General features: G+C 41.7%; 16 protein-coding genes. 3 read left to right on the top strand and 13 right to left on the bottom strand.

What is annotated here, in order from left to right; genetic code table 11:
- Positions 1 to 36: 36 nt before the first annotated feature.
- From B2R65_RS08575 to ccoN, 8 genes are all read right to left on the bottom strand, one after another.
- Positions 37 to 708, bottom strand: a complete 672-nt coding sequence (locus B2R65_RS08575; RefSeq protein WP_286741937.1) for a sulfite exporter TauE/SafE family protein — start codon at positions 706 to 708, stop codon at positions 37 to 39.
- Complete coding sequence (gene ccoS / locus B2R65_RS08570; protein ID WP_002963071.1) at positions 701 to 868, bottom strand: cbb3-type cytochrome oxidase assembly protein CcoS; 168 nt, start codon at positions 866 to 868, stop codon at positions 701 to 703. Before ccoS ends, B2R65_RS08575 begins: the two co-directional genes overlap by 8 nt.
- On the bottom strand, positions 865 to 3,240 hold the full coding sequence (locus tag B2R65_RS08565; RefSeq protein WP_286741925.1) for a heavy metal translocating P-type ATPase: 2,376 nt from the start codon (positions 3,238 to 3,240) through the stop codon (positions 865 to 867). The genes ccoS and B2R65_RS08565 overlap by 4 nt, the downstream gene beginning before the upstream one ends.
- An 8-nt stretch (positions 3,241 to 3,248) precedes the next feature.
- Positions 3,249 to 3,740 (bottom strand): FixH family protein, encoded by a 492-nt coding sequence (locus B2R65_RS08560; protein ID WP_004588822.1) that lies wholly within the window; start codon positions 3,738 to 3,740, stop codon positions 3,249 to 3,251.
- A 141-nt stretch (positions 3,741 to 3,881) separates the two neighbouring features.
- Complete coding sequence (ccoP, locus tag B2R65_RS08555) at positions 3,882 to 4,916, bottom strand: cytochrome-c oxidase, cbb3-type subunit III (RefSeq protein WP_054982343.1); 1,035 nt, start codon at positions 4,914 to 4,916, stop codon at positions 3,882 to 3,884.
- On the bottom strand, positions 4,913 to 5,098 hold the full coding sequence (locus tag B2R65_RS08550; protein WP_004588824.1) for a CcoQ/FixQ family Cbb3-type cytochrome c oxidase assembly chaperone: 186 nt from the start codon (positions 5,096 to 5,098) through the stop codon (positions 4,913 to 4,915). The genes ccoP and B2R65_RS08550 overlap by 4 nt, the downstream gene beginning before the upstream one ends.
- Before the next feature lie 5 nt (positions 5,099 to 5,103).
- Entirely contained in the window at positions 5,104 to 5,778 is a 675-nt protein-coding gene (gene ccoO, locus B2R65_RS08545; protein ID WP_004588825.1) for a cytochrome-c oxidase, cbb3-type subunit II, read from the bottom strand.
- A gap of 12 nt (positions 5,779 to 5,790) precedes the next feature.
- The gene (gene ccoN, locus B2R65_RS08540; protein WP_004588826.1) at positions 5,791 to 7,224 is read right to left on the bottom strand and encodes a cytochrome-c oxidase, cbb3-type subunit I; all 1,434 of its coding nucleotides are present in this window, start codon (positions 7,222 to 7,224) and stop codon (positions 5,791 to 5,793) included.
- 339 nt (positions 7,225 to 7,563) lie between these two features.
- Between ccoN and B2R65_RS08535 the strand changes: the two genes are divergently transcribed.
- The 3 genes from B2R65_RS08535 (at position 7,564) to B2R65_RS08525 (ending at position 12,926) form a co-directional block, all read left to right on the top strand.
- Positions 7,564 to 7,989, top strand: a complete 426-nt coding sequence (locus tag B2R65_RS08535; RefSeq protein WP_273605838.1) for a hypothetical protein — start codon at positions 7,564 to 7,566, stop codon at positions 7,987 to 7,989.
- Between the two features lie 898 nt (positions 7,990 to 8,887).
- Entirely contained in the window at positions 8,888 to 11,470 is a 2,583-nt protein-coding gene (locus tag B2R65_RS08530; RefSeq protein ID WP_286741919.1) for a TonB-dependent receptor, read from the top strand.
- A 103-nt stretch (positions 11,471 to 11,573) separates the two neighbouring features.
- Positions 11,574 to 12,926, top strand: a complete 1,353-nt coding sequence (locus tag B2R65_RS08525; protein WP_024032591.1) for a hypothetical protein — start codon at positions 11,574 to 11,576, stop codon at positions 12,924 to 12,926.
- A gap of 66 nt (positions 12,927 to 12,992) precedes the next feature.
- Here B2R65_RS08525 and B2R65_RS08520 read toward each other — a convergent pair whose 3' ends face one another.
- The 5 genes from B2R65_RS08520 to B2R65_RS08500 are packed head-to-tail and all read right to left on the bottom strand — an operon-like array spanning position 12,993 to position 19,568.
- A complete protein-coding gene (locus B2R65_RS08520; protein WP_004588905.1) occupies positions 12,993 to 13,244 on the bottom strand; it encodes a hypothetical protein in 252 nt (83 codons plus the stop codon).
- A 17-nt stretch (positions 13,245 to 13,261) separates the two neighbouring features.
- Positions 13,262 to 14,098, bottom strand: coding sequence for a peptidoglycan binding protein CsiV (locus B2R65_RS08515; RefSeq protein ID WP_054982346.1), 837 nt, complete (start codon positions 14,096 to 14,098; stop codon positions 13,262 to 13,264).
- Positions 14,098 to 17,571 (bottom strand): transcription-repair coupling factor, encoded by a 3,474-nt coding sequence (mfd, locus tag B2R65_RS08510; RefSeq protein ID WP_286741915.1) that lies wholly within the window; start codon positions 17,569 to 17,571, stop codon positions 14,098 to 14,100. Before mfd ends, B2R65_RS08515 begins: the two co-directional genes overlap by 1 nt.
- Positions 17,572 to 17,622: 51 nt before the next feature.
- A complete protein-coding gene (locus B2R65_RS08505; RefSeq protein WP_004588908.1) occupies positions 17,623 to 18,516 on the bottom strand; it encodes a carbon-nitrogen hydrolase in 894 nt (297 codons plus the stop codon).
- A complete protein-coding gene (locus B2R65_RS08500; protein ID WP_286741913.1) occupies positions 18,513 to 19,568 on the bottom strand; it encodes an agmatine deiminase family protein in 1,056 nt (351 codons plus the stop codon). The genes B2R65_RS08505 and B2R65_RS08500 overlap by 4 nt, the downstream gene beginning before the upstream one ends.

Below are 19,568 nucleotides of genomic sequence, written 5' to 3'. Positions count from 1 at the left end.
ATGAAAATAAGCCGAGTGGCTTAATACAGCTGACGATTAATGTACTAGTTTGTCGATGGCAATGATCAACAAGTACATACCATACCAAATTATAATACTGCCTAACACAATTCGCGTCCATGGGTGGTTAATAACACTATTAAGTTTTTGGGCGGCCAGGCCTAAGGTGATCATGGCCGGAAAGGTGCCAAGCGCAAAGCAAAGCATCACTAGGGCACCATCAAATGCACTAGGGCTGGTCATTGCCCATGTGAGCGCTGAATAAACCAAACCACAGGGTAGCCACCCCCACAAAGCGCCGTAACCCAATGCTTTAGCCGTTGAATCTACTGGCATTAAATGTTTATTAAGCTTAACAATATGCTGCCAAATAAGTGTTTTGCCTATTTTTTCAAGCCATTGCAGAGTGGGGCCTAAGCGCATTATATACACGCCTACCAGCAGCATAAAAATAGCCGCAATGAATGAAAGGGTTACAGAAAAAAACGTATTTTGTTTTGCAAATTGGCTACTTATACCCGCAACGAGTGCGCCAGCCAGCATGTAACTACACGCTCGGCCAATGTTATAAGCAAATGAATAAATAACAGATTGGCGCTTGTTACTGGCCAATTGCAATGAGCTGGCAATACCACCGCACATGGCAAGGCAATGCCCGCTACCAATTAAGCCCATTAAAAAGGCGCTGGTGTAAAGTGGGTCAATCATTACTTTTGTTGTGTTGTTCTTTATCATCTTCAAACAAAATACTATGACCTTGTTTGTTTAAATCAGAGAATTGCTCGCTTTTAACGGCCCAAAAAAACACGCCAATGGCAATAATCACAAATAATATGGCAATCGGGATTAAAATATAAATTATGCTCATAACTTTAAAAGCCTTAGTGAATTACTAATCACAATAATTGAGCTGGCAGACATACCAATAACGGCCATCCACGGGGCAACAAGCCCAAGCGCTGCAAGCGGTAAAATAGAAGCATTATACAACAAAGACAGCGCCAGGTTTTGCTTAATGATTCGCCTGGTTTGCTTAGCAACATTGAGTAGGTGCGCAATTGAGGCTAAATCACTGTTTAACAGCACTACATCGGCACTGTTTTTAGAAATGTCGGCACCGGTTTCCATTGCAATGGATAAATGCGCACAGGCAAATACTGGGCTGTCGTTAATGCCATCGCCTACCATGGCAACCACTTCGTTTTGTGATGACCATTGCTCTACGGCGGTTTGTTTATCTTTAGGCGACAGGGCGCTTTGGCTGCTGTTGAGCTTTAACTGTTTTGCTATTTTTTGCCCAGCATCCGATGCATCGCCTGTGAGCATATGACAGCTCAAGTTTTGTGCTTGTAAGGTACTTATAAGCTCACTGGCACCGGGTTTTACTTTATCTATAAAGTAAAAACGAGCAACTACGCGTTTATTTATAAATAGGCTTGCTTGGGCATTTGTTTTTTTACTGTCAAACCAGCCGCTTTTACCAATAGCGTAATGATCATCTGCGCTTTGTGCACTAATGCCCATACCTGGGTGTACAGTAATCCTTGTAAGGGCAAGCTCGGTGGTGGCGTATTTATTAAATGCGCTGGCTATGGGGTGCTCAGAATAACGCTCTAACTGGGCTGCAATATTAAGGGCTTGCTCTTTAGAGATTGTGTCATCGAGTATATCAATGGCATCTAAGCTAAATTTACCCTGTGTGAGGGTGCCTGTTTTATCAAAGGCAAACAGCGTTAATTGCGAGAGGGTTTCGAGCACATGCGCTTGTTTAATTAGCACCCCTTTGCGGGTGAGCGTGGCTACAGCGCATGTTAATGCGGTAGGTATAGCAAGGCTAAGCGCGCAAGGGCAAGTGGCAACCAATACAGAAATAGTGATCCAAAACGCGTGCTCTGGGTCAATTTGGTACCAGCCAATGGCCGTTATAGAGGCAAAAACTAGCAAGCAGGCAATAAACCACTGGGCAACTTTATCGGTAATTTCTACCAGTTTAGGGCGCTTGGTAAGCGCAGTGTGTTGTAAGTGTATAATTTGGTTTAGTAGGGTGTTTTGGCCAATTTTATTTATTTTTATTTCTATTACGCCATCGTGATTAACACACCCAGCATACACATTGTGGCCAATAAACTTATTAACGGGCTGATGCTCACCGGTCATCATCGACTCATCAACGCTTGTTTGCCCCTTGATAAGCTCTCCGTCAGCGGGAATAGTTTCGCCAGCTTTTATGAGTACAACATCATTCAGCTTAAGTTTTTTTGCAGCAATAATATGCTCTTGGCCGTTATCATCAAGGGTGCGGGCGGTTAAAGGCAGCAGCTTTTGTAAGTTGGCGGTAAACTCGCTGGCTTTTAATCGGGCTCTAAACTCAAGGTATTTACCTAATAATAATAAAAAGGTAAACATACATACCGATTCAAAATACACTTCGCCTACTTGCATAAATGTGGCATAACAGCTGGCGCTATAAGCCCCAAAAATAGCCAACGAAACAGGTAAGTCCATATTTAACTGTTTTGCTTTTAAGCCATTAATAGCATTAGTTAAAAAGGGTAATGCGCTGTATAAAATAACGGGGGAGGCAAGCACTAGGCTTATCCACCTAAAGTATTGCTCAAAGTTATTATCCATACCCGAGAACATACCAAAGTACATGGCAAAGGCAAACATCATCACTTGCATGGTCATAAGCCCTGCAACACCTAAGCGGCGTATATAGGCTTTTGCTGTTTGTTGCTTTTGTTGGGCTTCGTCATCGGCTTGAAACGGGTAAGCTTTATAGCCAATTTTGGCTAAGGAAGTAATAATTTCGCTCAGCGGGGTTTGGGTTTTATCCCATTGGATCATGGCACGGTTAGTTGAGGTATTTACATCAACGCGCTTTACCGTTTTTAAGCTAAGTAATTGCTTTTCGATAAGCCATGCACACGCGGCGCAGGTAATGCCTTCAACACTTAAAAGTACTTGGGATAAGTTATCGGTTGTGGCTATAAACTCATCTTGTATGTCTTCGTTGTCGTAGCTTTTAATAAACGCGAGTTGCTCAGGGACTAACTGCTCTACTTTACCAGCGCGTACGGTGCGGTATTTGTAATAGTCGGTCATGCCTTGGTCAACAATGTTTTGCGCAACCGCTTGGCAGCCAATACAGCACATAGGCTGTGGCGTGTTATCTATTGTTACGGTTGCGCGAAATCCATTTGGCACACTTTCAAGGCAATGAAAGCAAGAAACGCTCATAGTGGTGGCTACTTATAATTTGGGGTAACTAACAATGGCTGCTCTGTAGGAAGAGTAATGTTTTCTTTTAACTTCCAACTACCATCCACCGGCTCTATAAATACAGAGTAAGCACCTGGTGTGTAGTTATCTAAAAGGGCAGTAAATTCTTTATTTGCATTAGGGGTAAGCGTTGCTTCAAAGTCATGCGCTTTGATGGTGCGATGATAAAAAGACAGCTTTAAAGCGTGTACGTTACTATAATCGCCTTTAGTAAAGGCAAAACTGGCACGCTCGTTTGTAACATTAAGCTTGCCATGTAAAAACAGTGCTTTGGCTTTTTCAAACTTAGTAAGTTCTAAGTTTATTGCTTTGCCTTTTTTATAGTAATCATCAACCACCATATCTGGGCCGTTGCCCACAGCAGTAATAATTAAGGTTATGCACCCGATAATGGCCGCTAGCGGAAAAAAGATTAAAAACCAAGGCCAAAAATTTTTATACCACGGAGTAGGTTGCATAGTTGCTCTAAAATTAGTTTAGGTAGGGCTATTTTATAGCAAATATTTGTAAAAGACTAAAAAAAAGCCTCCGACTGGAGGCTTTTTTGATCTGGATTAATCTGTTGAAATAAAAAGATTAATTAATAGTTAACTCGGTGTTTATTTATCTTGCGATAAACTGTAAACATAGGCAGTTAACAGGTGAATTTTATCTTCACCTAAAATGTCTTTCCATGCTGGCATTACACCGGCGCGGCCATGGTTAAGGGTTTCTTCAACAGCGCGTTGAGAGCCACCGTATAACCAAATGTTATCTGTAAGATTTGGTGCACCAAACGGTAAGTTATGTGCAACAGAGCCTTTACCATCTGCACCGTGACACGCGGCACACATCGCAAACTTAGCGGCACCTGCAGCGGCATCTTTTTGGTTAACAGTACGACCAGACAAGCTAAGTACGTGCGCTGTCATTTCTTTAACGCCTTGCTCACCAAGTGCTGCACTCCAAGAAGGCATTGCTGCTACACGACCATAAAGAAGCGTTTCCTTAATTTTGTCTGGTGAGCCACCGTATAACCAATCTTTATCAGTTAGGTTAGGGAAGCCAGTTGCACCACGTGCATCTGAACCATGACATTGCGCACAGTTTTGCGAGAATAAACGCTGACCAATTTCAAGTGCTAACTGGCCGTCTGTTTGTTCATGCTTTTCGCCATTTTCAAGGGCTACTTGCTGCGCTGCATCACCTTCAAATTTAGAGTTAACTAAATCTAATACTGGTACTTGTGCAAGCTTGTTAAAAATAGGACCAAAGCGCTCTTGTGCTGCTTCGTATTCTTTATCAAGCTTTACATAGCGGCCTTCTTCTTTAGCTTTAGCCGTGGCTTCTTTAGATTCAGCTAAAGAGGTGATACCTTGGTTAGAGCTTGTCCATTTACCTAAGCCTTCCCAGTTACCTAAACCTGGATAAGCTGCTAAGTAATATACCGACCAAATAAATGTTGCGAAGAACATGTACGTCCACCATTTTGGGAGTGGATTATTTAGTTCGGTAATGCCGTCATATTCATGTCCGCAGTCTTCACCTTCTTTTACGCCCGCATAGTTTTTAAGGTTCCAAACTAATAAGCTAAAAATGATGATTAAGCAGGCTAGGGTTAATACAATAACCCAAATACTCCAAAAGCTAGTCATTTTTCAGACTCCTTTTCCTCATTAGAGAGTGTGTTGTTATGTTTTTTTTCATCTTCGAAAATGGCATTAGCAGCGTCATCAAAACGATTTTTGCTACGCTTGCTGTATGCCCATACAACAATCACAATAAACAATACTAAAATTACCAGAGTCAAAATGCCTCTGTATGTTCCGTAATCCATAATAATTACTTCAAGTGGGTGCCAAGTTGCTGTAAATACGCGATTAGGGCTTGCATTTCTGTTGCGCCTTCGCCGTTATTCATAGCGTTAACTTTATCAACATCTGCTTGTAGCTCTTCGTCGCTGCCATAACCTAAACCCGGGTGTTTAGGGTTTTCTGGGTTAATAGCAAAAGTATCACGGAAAATTTGTAGTTTTTTCAGAGTCAGGCTGGTATCAACCTTAGTCTCTGCTAACCAAGGAAAACCTGGCATGTTCGACTCAGGAACCACGGCGCGTGGGTCAACTAAGTGTGCATAATGCCAATCGTCCGAGTAACGGTTACCTACACGTGCAAGGTCAGGACCAGTACGTTTAGAACCCCATTGGAAAGGGTGATCCCATACTGATTCGCCCGCTACAGAGTAGTGACCGTAACGCTCAACTTCATCACGAAAAGGACGAATCATTTGTGAGTGACAGTTATAACAACCTTCACGTACATAAATGTCACGACCTTCCATTTCAAGCGCGTTAAGTGGGCGCAAACCTTCTACAGGTTTTGTTGTATCGTCTTGGAACATTAGCGGAGTAATTTCAACTAATGCACCAAAACTAATAGCAAAAACAGTCAGAATGGCCATTAGGCCAACGTTCTTTTCTACTATTTCATGTTTGTTTTGTGAATTTTTATTGCTCATCATCTCACTCCGTTATGCTAATTGTGCTTGCGCGTCTAACTTCAGTGATTCTTTCTCAGCTGAAATTGTACGCAGAACGTTGTAAGCCATAACTAACATACCTGTAACGATGAATACACCGCCTACAAAGCGCATAATATAGAAAGGATGTGATGCTTCTAAAGACTGAACAAAGCTGTACATTAATGTACCGTCAGAGTTAACTGCGCGCCACATTAGACCTTGCATAACACCTGAGATCCACATTGCAACAATGTAAAGTACAACACCTACTGTGTGTAACCAAAAGTGCGTGTTAACCAATTTAACGCTGTACATACGACCTTGTGCGAATAACGCAGGAATAAGGTGGTAAATAGCACCAATTGAAATCATCGCAACCCAACCTAGTGCACCTGAGTGTACGTGGCCGATAGTCCAATCTGTGTAGTGAGATAATGCATTTACAGATTTAATTGCCATCATTGGGCCTTCAAACGTAGACATACCGTAGAAAGACAATGAAACAACTAAGAAACGCAGTACTGGGTCGGTACGTAGCTTATGCCAAGCGCCAGAAAGCGTCATTATACCGTTAATCATACCACCCCAAGACGGTACAAATAGGATAATAGACATAACCATACCTAAACTTTGCGTCCAATCAGGAAGCGCAGTGTAGTGAAGGTGGTGAGGACCAGCCCAAATGTAAAGTGAAATAAGTGCCCAAAAGTGAACTACCGATAAACGGTAAGAGTAAACTGGGCGACCTGCTTGCTTTGGTACAAAGTAGTACATCATACCTAAGAAACCAGCCGTTAGTAGGAAACCTACAGCGTTGTGACCGTACCACCACTGAACCATGGCATCTACCGCACCTGCGTAGATTGAGTATGATTTAGTTAACGACACAGGCACTGCCATGCTGTTTACAATGTGTAGCACTGCAACAGTAATAATAAAGCCAGCGTAAAACCAGTTAGCAACGTAGATGTGCGATACTTTACGTTTGATCAGCGTACCAAAAAATACCACTGCGTAAACTATCCATACTACCGCGATTAAAATATCGATTGGCCACTCAAGCTCTGCATATTCTTTAGAGCTAGTAATACCCAGTGGTAATGTAATTACGGCTAATACAATAACAAGCTGCCAACCCCAAAAAGAAAAAGCGGCGAGTTTGTCTGAGAAAAGGCGCGTTTGACAAGTACGTTGAACGACGTAATAAGACGTCGCAAAAAGTGCACTGGTACCAAATGCGAAAATTACTGCGTTCGTGTGTAACGGACGTAGTCGAGAGTATGTTAACCATGGTGTATCAAAGTTAAGTGCTGGCCAAGCTAATTGGGCAGCAATCAGAACCCCAATACTCATGCCAACGATGCCCCAAATCACTGTCATAATAGCGAATTGGCGTACAACTTTATAGTTATACTCAGTTTGTGATGCTACTGTTTGGCTCATTTTCTGGCTTCCGCTGCAATAAATGCGTTTAGAAATGAATTACCCACCGTTTAAAGTGGGGCCTACTATTTTCCCCAAGCGTATTACCTAAAACGTTCAAAGCCTGAATGCTTCAGAAAACAAACTCGAGAAACCCTTATTTTTTGCGGGTGAAATGATAAATTTTTTGGCCTAAAAAAGATAGGTCAATTACATAAAATTATGACATCAATCAAAGTTTGTGAGTTTGTTGTTTATTTTTTGATACAGATTGTACCTATATTAACCAAACATCACACTGGCTATTGTTATTTCAAAGCATGCTAATTAAGATTTGTTTTTATTTAGCGCGGATTTGTTATGCATATATATAGATTATCTTTGTTTTTAATGCTGTTTTTTGTATTAACAGGCTGTGACAATGCCAACCAAAAAGATCAAAAAGCACTGTTAAAAACAAATTGTGACACGAATCAGCGCTGTATTTATAATACCGGTGTTAAAGTATGGTTAAGTGATAAAAATATTACCCCCGAAACCCCCTTTAGTATTTACCTTGATTTACCCGCCCACCTAAAAATAGATAACGCTAAGCTTGAAAGTATAACCATGTATATGGGTTTTATTCCGCAAAAGTTCACTAAAGAAGCAACTATTTATAAAAGTGACACTATGGTGGGCATATGCTCTGAGCAAAATATGCTGTGGCAACTGGTGCTTAATTTAAGCAATGTTCAAACTGGTGAGCAAATCACTCACTTTTATAATTTTTATGTAACGTATTAAGGCACCTTTTTCCTGCCAATCATTTTTTAGCTGGCGCATAACAAAAATCAGCTATTAATAAGGTATTACTATAATAAGGCATTACTATTTAGCGGTACGTCTTATATATGGCAATAGCAGGTGTATAAAATTGTATTTAAAGCACTAACACACATTTAAACCTCTTTGCTGCCTTGTATGCTGTTACCTTTTTTTTCATTCTCATCTGTTTTATGTTGGTGTGCTTGCTCGTTCTTGTTATGGAGTGAATTGCCTTACGGTAATAGGGGGGCTTCGTCATGTTTATAGTAAAAGCGTATTACTTGCATTACTGGGCATGTAAAAAAGTAAATCCTGCTTACTTTCATGATAACTATTTTAATAAAGCTAAACGCCCTCAAATTAAGACCCTCTAATGATTTGCTAAATCAAATAACTCCTCCCGATCCGAGCAAACGTTGAAGTCTCGCTGAACAAAAAATATTACCAAAAAAACTAAATAAATAGCTTAATAAGACTATTTAAGCGGTAAATCTGCATATTTATGGTTATTAATTTTATTACAGCTTTACGGTTTTACTAATGCGCTGTGATTAATATGTTAATTTTTCTAAAAAGGGTATATTTATCCATTAATTACATTTGATTACAATCTGCATAACTTTGATTTCAGGTGTGTTTTAATTGCTTTTCATTTGTCTTATCTCAATGATTTTTAATTGTTTTTTTTAGTTAACACTGCAACAAGTTATAACCTTTGTACCTTTTTTGGTTATTCTTTTTTGGTGTTGTATATATAACGATCTTCCATTAAGTTTTTGTTCAGTTAACTCAGCCTAAGTTGCCCCCCTGACTCACAATTCTTATAAAAAGTGAGCATTACCAATCAAGGTAAATTTCCAACAAGTAGGGTTTATTCATGAAAAAATCAACTCTTGGTTTAGCTGTAATCGCAGCAATCCCAATGTTTTCAAGTATGCAAGTAGTAGCGGCCGAAGATGGCGCAAACGCTATTGAAAAAATTCAAGTAACGGGTTCTCGCATTAAGCGCGCAGATATGGAAACCGCTAGCCCAGTTACTTTAATCGGTGCAGATGACATTGCTGCAACCGGCGCAGTTTCGGTTGATGCCGTATTACAAAAAATGACTGCTACTGGTGGTGCAATGACCAACCCAGGTATCAATAATGGTTCTGGTGGTAATGCTTCTATCGATTTACGTGGTTTAGGTTCACAACGTACATTAGTACTTGTAAATGGCCGTCGTATGATCAACTCAGGCACAGGTGCTGCCTCTACTGTTGATTTAAACACTATTCCTGTTTCAATGATCAAGCACATTGAAGTACTAAAAGATGGTGCATCTGCAGTATACGGTACTGATGCGGTTGCAGGTGTTGTAAACATCATCTTAAAAGATGACTTTGAAGGTTTAGACTTAAATGTTAAATCTGCAATCACTACAGAAGGTGATGCTGATGAAACGTCTTTCGATATCACTATGGGTGGTAGCTTTGGTCGTGGTAACGTTGTAATCGGTCTTCAGTACACTGACCGTGGTGACGCATCTCAAGCAGATCGTAGCTTCTCTGATTGTCCATTAACTGAAGATGGCGACGGCAGTGCACCTTACTGTTCTGGTTCTTCATACACGCCAAATGGCCACGTATGGTCAGGTGATGAATCACTACAAGGTCAAGCAGACAACGGTTGGCATGACTTTGGTTCTGATGATGCGTACAACTACTCATCAGACAGCTACCTATACACGCCTATGCGTCGTTTAAACCTTACAGGAATCGGTAGCTTCGATTTAACAGATGACACGCGTTTATACTCAGAATTCACATACTCTAAGCGTTGGTCAGAGCAACAAATGGCACCACAGCCAGTATGGTTTGACTTTGATTACACTGAAGAAATGGGCAATTCACTAACAAGCCACAATATTAACTACGGTGATGAAGTTTCTTACGGTCGTCGTATGACAGACACAGGTACTCGTGATTTCTCACAAGTTGTTGACACTGTTCGTACTGTAGTAGGTGCTGCAGGTTACCTTGACAGTGGTTACGATTGGGATGTGTCTGTAATTTTTGGTCGTAACGATTCAGTTGACCGTTTAAGCAACCTTCACAACATGGGCTCTATCCAAGATGCAATCGAAGCGGGTGACTTTAACCCACTTATGCAATCTTCTTGGTCTGCTGAGAACTTAAGCGATTACGTTTACACTGAGCAAAACTCAGGTGGTAGCCAATTACTAATGTTCACTGCATCATTAGCTGGTGAAGTAATGGAACTTCCTGCAGGTTACGTAGGGTTTGCTGCTGGTGTTGAGCGCCGTGAAGAAAAAGCATGGTACATCCCAGATTCAATCACGTCACAAGGTCTTGCAAACGACCCACGTGTTGAGCCTACAAGCGGTCGTTTTGACGTAAACGAAGCGTACTTAGAGCTTGCAATTCCTTTAGTTAGCGATGCGTTCTTAGCGCAAAACGTTGAACTAAGCACTGCAATCCGTGCTTTCGATTACAGCACTTTTGGTTCTGACGAAACATGGAAACTTGGTTTAACTTGGCGTGTAAACGACGAAGTAATGCTACGTGGTGTTCGCTCTACAGCATTCCGTGCGCCTACAGTAGCTGAGCTATACTCAGGTAATTCACCTTCGTTTGAACAAGTTAGCTTCCCTGGTGCACAAGACCAAGCTGAAGTAACTGTTGGTGGTAATGACCAATTAACGCCTGAAGAAGCTGATACGCTAACAGCGGGTATTGTCTACGAGCCAGAGTGGTTTGAAGGTTTCTCAATGACGTTAGATTACTACGACATTGAAATTGAAAACGCAATTGCGACAGTTAACAACCAATATATTGTTGACTCTTGTTTAGCAACAGATGGTTCATTAGCTAACCAAAGTACTGCGTTATGTAGCTCTGCTGCGGTATCGTTTAACCAAAGCACTGGCCGTATTGCTTTTAATAACCAACTACAAAACGTAGGTTACGAGCAAACTAAAGGCTACGACTTAAACTTAAACTACACATTTGATGCAGCTGGTCTTGCGTGGAATACATCACTAGATGTTACTTACCTAGACGAGTACCTAGTAGATGTTGTTGAATCAAGCATTGATTACGCTGGTTTAATTACTTCTGGTATCGGTGGTTATGCAGATGTTAAAGCTAACTTTGAACTAACTGTGAAAGGCGACGCTTGGAACGCAAACTACAAAGCACGCTACATTGCAGGAATGGATAGCTACAGCTGTCAAGGTGATGAGTCATCATGTTATGCGCCTACAACGCCTTCAGTTGTATACCATGACATAAGCGGTGCTTACATCTTTAACGAGACTGTGTCAGTAACAGCAGGTGTTAACAACTTATTTGATAAGCAACCTCCTTACTACACAGGTAACAACGATTCTAACACTGACCCGTACACATACGATGTACTAGGTCGCCGTGTATTTGCTGGTGTAAACGTTAAGTTTTAATTAGCACATTAATCGTATTAAGGCTCAGTGTTTACTGGGCCTTTTTTATTGAACAAAATTAAGGAGAGCAGTACACTTATACACTCAATAAAAGGAGAGTTGTTTGATAAAACAAGACGAAAATTTATCTTTTGTCATAGAACCAGAGCTATCCCCTCGCTCTGAGCAGCGTATCGACCTGTATTTTTCTATCCCCAATGAAATGGGTATAAACGTGCAAACCCTCAGTGAAGAGTCTTATTTTAATAACCACTTTAAATCGCACTTAGCTTATAACGCTAAAAACATACACTTACCCTTAGTGCGTAGCCGCTTTGTTAGTAAAAACAAAGGTGAGCAACAAGATTACCGCCAAAACCTTAATTTGTACTGTTATCAGGTGCGTTTAGCGCTCGATGCTGATATTAAAGATGCATTAAAAATTCAAGAAGTGGATGCTTTTTATGCCCGTGCACAAGAGCTGTTTGAGCAAAGTGAAGGGCTGCTAAAAAAGCTGCGCAGATATACCCCCGATGATGAAAAACTGGTGCCGTTTTACACCAATGCCGATAACTATTTAAGTTGGCATGTGGAGCAGTCGTTTTTAAAGCTATTAGATGAAGGCCCGCGCAGCAGTGACTTTGCGAAAGAGCGCAACGACTTACTGCAATTTTGTAAAAACGAAAATACATACCGGTTTGAGCAAAATTACAACTCAGAAACCACGTTGCAAGATGGTAACCGCATCACGAATAAAATGCGTTTACTGCAGCGCCTAATAGAGCACGGCGTTATTTTGCATCGCAATACGCGTTATTTAAATAGTTACCTAAAGCGTTTAGTAAAAGGCACGGTTACAGCTGTCATTATGGCATTTGTAATGGTGGTTATACTTAATGCGCGCTCAACCTTTACCGAAGTGACCGCTACCCTTATTTTAATATTAGGGGTTATTTACGGCTTGCGTGAGATATTTAAAGAAGACATTACGCGGGTAATTTGGCGCGCTATTGTGCGGGGGCGTCCTAAATGGCGGTTTGTATTTAAAAACAGCATCACTAAAGACCGCGTTGCAAGTCAGTTTGTGTGGCTTGAGTACATGCGTTTTAAAAAAATCCCTAGTGAAGTAAAAACAATATTTTCAAAAAGGCGTCAGCAAAACAAGCTAGCCGCGCAGTGGCTGCATTTTGCCAGTGAAACACGTGTTTCAGCTAAAGAGTTTTTACCAGGCTACGATACTCTGCAGCAAAGTATGCGCTTTAATTTGGCGCCCTTTGCACGGTATTTAAAACGCGGTGAGGGCAAGCTGTATCATTTAGATGGTAATAAAATATCAAAGCAAGCGGTTGAAAGGCGCTACCAGTTAAATTTGGTGATGGTATTAAAAGACGAGGAAAGAACTTTATACCAGCGTTACAAAATAACCCTCAATCGCAGTAAAATAGTTAATATTGAACTTATTTACTCTAAAAAATAGAAAATAAAAAGGGATAGCAACGGCTATCCCTTAGTGTCATGTAAATTTACCCAATTTAGCGCAGTATTACTGTGTAATACCGTGCTTAGAATAAATAGTTACCTTGTCTGAAACGAGTGTTATTTCAATGTTTTTAGACTCATCACCCCATACACAATTAGTATGTAGGGTTTTTTCTACGCAGTTATCAGCAGAGCCTAAAATAGCTTCTACTTCGGCTTTATCCATGCCAACTTCAATTTTTTCGTAGTTTTCTAGGCTTACTTTTGAACAAGCTGCCAGGCTTAGCGTTGCTGCGATGATCAGGAGTTTTTTCATTGTTATGTCCTATTGATTTAGTGTTTATACTTTCGTATTTGTACAATCATGCCCATACGAGGATGATCAAAGTAATGGATTTCACCACTTATTACACGTTTAAATTGTGAAAAGCGGGCCGATTCTATATCCCCATTAGGTAGTTTTTCGTTTACGTCAAAATCAGCGGTTATGTAAAGGTAGTGGCGTAAATGTATTTTAAATAAACCATCTAGCTCCCAATAGCTTAGGGGCTGCTCTGAGGTATCAAATAGCTGTGGCTTACTTTGTACTAAGCTAATAAAGTCGGGATTTGAATAATTAGGCGTAGTGTTAACGTCGCGTTTTATATGATCCCCAGAAATTAAATGTATGCTAGGCGCACGCGATTTACTTGCCCCTTCAAAGCGCCAGCCGGTATGTAGTAGCGGGGCTAAACCTTTTCTGTCTAAAGCGCGGCGCTGGGCAGTAAATTGTAATTGCTCTGGTGCGAGTAAATAGGGCTCATCCATTGTATCTTGTGCCGGTGCTAATGGCGTAACGGGCAACTTGTCGTAACTTTTCATAAAGTCGATACTGTTATCACACACACCCGATTGTGGGTTGGCATTAACTAAAGAGTCGGTAAACGAGCGTTTTTGAAAGCGACTATCGCCATCTATACATGCCTGCATAGCTTGCTCTGTGTATAAAGGAGTGAGTAACTCTAACGTATTTTTCGCCTTAATGGGCTCGTGCTTTAAGCTAAAGTCTTCTTGTAAATAGGGGGCAGGGCGCTGTTTAAATACCAGCACTTCTACTTCAAACCAACGTTCTGCAAATGCGGTGCTGCTAAATAAGCAACATAACACGATAAGCGATTTTTTTAGCAACATTAATGGCTAACCTTTTTTTCGAAATCTGCAATCATTGCAGTGACCATTTTTAAGCGTTCACGAGGGTTTACCTCATTAATTGCAAAGCGCAATTTATTTGCGCCATCCATTTTGTACACATGGGGTGCACTTTGTATCAAGCCTATGATGAAGCTAGGATTAACCTTCGTATTTTGGCTAAATTCAAAGTAGCCCCCTTTAGGGTTTGCCTCTATTTTAGTAATTCCTAAATCGCTAGCACGCATTTTTAGTTGCTGCATACTAAATAGGTTTTTAGTGGCATCAGGTAATAAACCAAAGCGGTCTATTAGCTCTACTTGTAATTCGTCCATATCGGCAAGGTTAGCACAACTTGCAATGCGCTTGTACATACCTAAACGCGCATTAACATCGTGTATGTAATCATCAGGTAGTAAGGCAGGGAGTTTTAAATCAACTTCAGTTTGCTGCTGAAGCAGGTTTTCAAGCGTTGGCTCTTTACCATTTTTAAGGGCATTAACCGCTTGCTCTAGCATTTCCATATACAAGCTAAAGCCAATAGTTTGCATTTGCCCTGATTGATCGTCGCCTAATAGCTCACCCGCACCACGTATTTCTAAATCATGTGTAGCAAGGGCAAAACCTGCGCCTAAATCTTCCAACGACTCAATTGCTTGTAAGCGTTTGGTGGCATCTTTAGAAAGTGCTTTAGCATCGCCGGTTAATAAATAAGCATACGCTTGGTGGTGGCTTCGCCCAACACGACCGCGTAATTGGTGTAATTGCGCAAGGCCAAGTTTATCGGCTCTGTCCATAATAATAGTATTAGCAGTAGGCACATCAATACCGGTTTCGATAATGGTGGTACATACCAGTACATTGTATTTTTGATGATAAAAGTCAGTCATTATTTGCTCAAGCTCTTGCTCGCGCATTTGCCCATGAGCAGAGGTGACACTAGCCTCTGGCACCCATTCGCTGATCTCTTGCGAGACTCGCTCAATAGTCTCAACATTGTTATGCAAAAAGTACACTTGGCCGCCGCGTTTAATTTCACGCAGTATGGCTTCGCGTATTAAGTCGCTGTCGCGTTGGCGTACAAAGGTTTTAACCGCTAAACGCTTAGCAGGTGGGGTGGCAATAATAGATAAATCACGCATGCCGCTCATCGCCATATTTAAAGTACGCGGAATAGGCGTTGCAGTAAGCGTTAATATATCTACATCAGCACGTAATGACTTTATTTTTTCTTTTTGGCGCACACCAAAGCGGTGCTCTTCATCAACAATTAGTAAACCTAAGTCGTTAAATTTAATATCTTGCTGAATTAACTTATGCGTTCCAATAACGATATCAAGTTTACCGTCGGCCATTTTTTCAAGCGTATCTTTTTGCTCTTTAGTTGAATTAAAGCGCGACAACACTCCCACTTCGATAGGGAAATCGGCAAAGCGGTCTTTAAAGTTTTCGTAATGTTGCTGAGCCAGCAGGGTGGTTGGTACTAATACGGCTACTTGTTTGTTATCGTTAACCGCTACAAACGCGGCGCGCATAGCCACTTCTGTTTTACCAAAGCCTACATCACCACACACTAAACGGTCCATAGCAAGTTTTGATTGCATATCACCAAGTACGGCTTCAATGGCATTACGCTGATCGTCAGTTTCTTCAAATGGAAAGCTGTCGCTAAATTGGCGATAGCTTTGCCCATCGAGTGCAAATTTATTACCTGGCTTTGCTTGGCGCTGTGCGTAAATATCTAATAGCTCCGCGGCTACATCACGTACTTTTTCGGCGGCACGCTTTTTGGCTTTCTCCCACGCATCTGAGCCAAGTTTGTGAAGCGGGGCGCTTGCTTCTTCACCGCCCGAATAACGGCTTAGCATATGCAGTGCCGATACCGGCACATACAGTTTTGCTTCACCGGCATAGGTAATGGTAACAAACTCAGTAATTACACCTGCCGCGTCAATTGTTTGCAGGCCTTGATAGCGACCAACACCGTGATCAAGGTGAACAATTGGCTGGCCCTCTTTAAGCTCGGCTAAGTTGCGAATTAACGCATCTTGGCTTGCTTCGTATTTATGTTTACGGCGCCTGCGTTGCGACACCTTAATACCTAACAGCTCTTGCTCGGTAATAATAGAAAGGCTAGGTTTTGTACCCAGTACAACACTTTGCTCAAGAGGGCTTACAATTAAGCCTACATCGCTTTGGCTTTGTGTAAATTGCTGTAAGCTTTGAAATTCTTTAAACTTTAAGCCGCTTGGCTTAAGCACGCTTAATAAAGATTCGCGGCGACCATCAGACTCAACACTTAATAAAATACGGCTTTTCTTCTTTTTTTGTTCTGCCACATAGTTAATAAATGCGCCGTAGGGTTCGTGTTGTTTATGATCGATTCGTACTGCGGGCAGCTCGCTCACATTTAAGTTTTTATTGCCTGCTTTAGTGGGTAATTTAGCTTGCGATAAACGTATTCGTGCAAATTCACCTAAATTAGAAAACAACTCATTAATAGGTTGATACAACTCGCTGGGCGCCAGTAGTGGACGCAGGGGATCTACTTTACGGTTTTCGTAGCGTACGTTTACATCGTGCCAAAAGGTATCTGCGGCGTGTTCTAAGTCACCTAGTTGCATAACCGTAGTGGTGTTTGGCAAGTAATCAAAAATGGTGGCAAGCTTTTCAAAAAACAGCGGCATGTAGTATTCAATACCGGCAGGCCAAGTACCTTTGCTTACTTGCATGTAAACAGAGTCTTGCTCTGAGCTGGCCCCAAATTTGTCGCGATAATTTATTCTAAAACGCTCAACGTCTGCTTCGTTGGTTGGAAATTCATGCGCGGGAAGTAACTCAATTTTATCTACTTTTTCATCTGAGCGCTGGGTTTCTACGTCAAATAAACGAATAGAGTCGAGTTCATCATCAAAAAAGTCGAGCCTAAATGGGTGCACACTGCCCATTGGGTACAAATCAACAATAGAGCCACGAATTGCGTATTCGCCATGCTCCATTACCTGTTGTACGTTTAAATACCCTGCTTGTTCTAAATTACTGCGCAGGTTATGGGTGTCGAGTTTATCGCCTACTTTAAAATTAAGGGTAGAGCCATAAATAAACGAAGCAGGCGCAGTACGTAGCATTAACGTAGATACAGGCACTATAAGTACGCTTTGCTGCTCGTTTTTTAAAGTGTTTAAAGTGGCTAAGCGCGCTGAAATAATATCTTGGTGCGGAGAAAAATGGTCATACGGCAAGGTTTCCCAATCAGGAAATACCATTACCGGGTTATCTGGCAATAAGTATTCGAGCTCGGTTTCAAGCCGTAATGCGCTTGGCGTATCTGGCGTAACTATAAGCACTAAATCGTTTTGCTGTTTTACACCTTCTGCAATGGCTATACTTAGTGCACTGCCAGTTAGCTGCCCCCATTGAATTTTATCTTTTTGAGATTTTACCCACGGCAAGGCTGCCCATTGCTCAAACGCCATTTAGTGCTCCATTTTTTAGTTGGCGTTTGCTCACAAACGCCATGCAGTTATTTAGTCTCGGTAAATTTTTGTTAAGTCTTGATAGTGATCAATTCTGCGGTCGCGTAAGTACGGCCATATACGTCTTACGTTTTCAGAGGCTTTTTGATCAAGTTCTACTACTAAAATTTGCTCATCGGTATTGTTCGCCTCTGAGAGCATTTCGCCTTGAGGGCCTGCAATAAACGAGTTACCCCAAAATTGTATACCTTCGCTTTGTCCGCTAGGGTCGTTTTCGTGCCCTACACGGTTACAGCTAATAACGGGTACGCCGTTTGCAACCGCATGTGCACGTTGGCTTATTACCCACGCGTCTTTTTGGCGTGTTTGCTCTGCGTTATCATCACGTGGGTCCCAGCCAATTGCAGTTGGGTAAATTAATACCTCTGCGCCAGCCATCGCCATTAAACGGGCCGCTTCAGGGAACCATTGATCCCAGCATACTAAAACACCTAATTTACCCACTGAGGTTTGAATTGGCTCAAAGCCTAAATCGCCTGGGGTAAAGTAAAATTTTTCGTAAAAGCCCGGGTCATCAGGAATGTGCATTTTACGGTATTTACCCGCAATGGTGCCGTCTTTTTCAAGTACCACCGCGGTATTGTGATAAAGCCCAGTGGCACGTTTTTCAAACAGTGAAGCCACAATAACGATGCCGAGCTCTTTAGCAAGCTCGCCCAGTGTATTTGTGCTTGGACCCGGAATTGTTTCGGCTAGGTCAAATACATCCACATCTTCTGTTTGGCAAAAATACAGACTACGATGCAGCTCTTGCAAAACCACAAGCTGTGCGCCTTGCTTAGCAGCATCACGAATGCCAGCAATCGACTTTGCCATATTTTGGCAGGCGTTATCACTGTTAGTTTGTTGCACTAAGGCAACGGTTAATTTTGCAGGGCTTGTCATTGTGCTGCTCCAGCTAAAAATCCACGAGGTAATTGCATGGTAATGCAATGTAAACTACCAAATTGTTCAATAATAGGTAGGCAATTAACGCCAATAATAGTGTGCGCTGGGTACGCTTTTTGAACTTGCGCTAGCGCCAGTGCGTCGTTGTCATCGTTATACGTAGGGACTAAAACCGTATTATTGATAATCAAGTAGTTTGCGTACGTTGCCGGTAAACGCGTGTTGTCATCATCAAACACTGGTTTTGGCCACGGCAAATCAATTAACGTATATGGGGTATTATTTTGCGTTTTAAAGCTTTGCAGCTGCTTTTCCATCGCATCTAATGCGTTAAAGTGCTCATCTTCTTTAGCATCGCATTTAACATACACAAGTGTATTATTGGGGGCAAAGCGCACCAGTGTGTCGATATGGCTGTCGGTATCGTCACCGGCTAAGTAGCCATGATCTACCCATAAAAAGTCAGTTGCGCCTAAATGCGTTGTTAAAATTGACTCAATATCGCCTGATGATAAATCGGGGTTGCGGTTTTTATTCAGTAAACATTCGCTGGTTGTAAGCAACACACCGTGTTCGTTAATTTCAATGCCGCCACCTTCAAGTACCACATTTAGGGCTTGGTAATCAGTGTTTGGATTACTTAGCTGGTTTACCAGTACTGCGTTAATTTTATTATCGAGGGCACTTTCGAACTTATTACCCCAGCCATTAAAGATAAAGTCGTAAATTTTAAGTTGGCGAGCGTCGTTAATATTTGCGCAGGTAATAGGGCCGTGATCCCGTGCCCAAGTATCGTTTGTTGGTGTAACAACAAAGTGCACGTGGCTTAAGTTTATATTTGCTTTTTTTAGCAAGGCAGTAATGTGGCTTTTAAGCGCCGCGTTATGGGCAACAATAACAAGCTGCTGCACGGCTGTGATATGCGTTGCAAGCTCAACATAAACAGGCTCTACGCGTTCAAGCGTATCAGCCCAGTCGGTCTGTGCATGGGGCCAAGTAAGCATAACGGCGTCTTGCTCAGCCCATTCAGGTAAAAGTCTAAAGTTCAT

Source organism: Pseudoalteromonas sp. UBA2102 (assembly GCF_002331165.1).
Classification (GTDB): Bacteria; Pseudomonadota; Gammaproteobacteria; order Enterobacterales; family Alteromonadaceae; genus Pseudoalteromonas; species Pseudoalteromonas atlantica.
The sequence above is the reverse complement of the archived record's forward strand: the minus strand, read 5'-3'. Positions and strand labels throughout refer to the sequence as shown.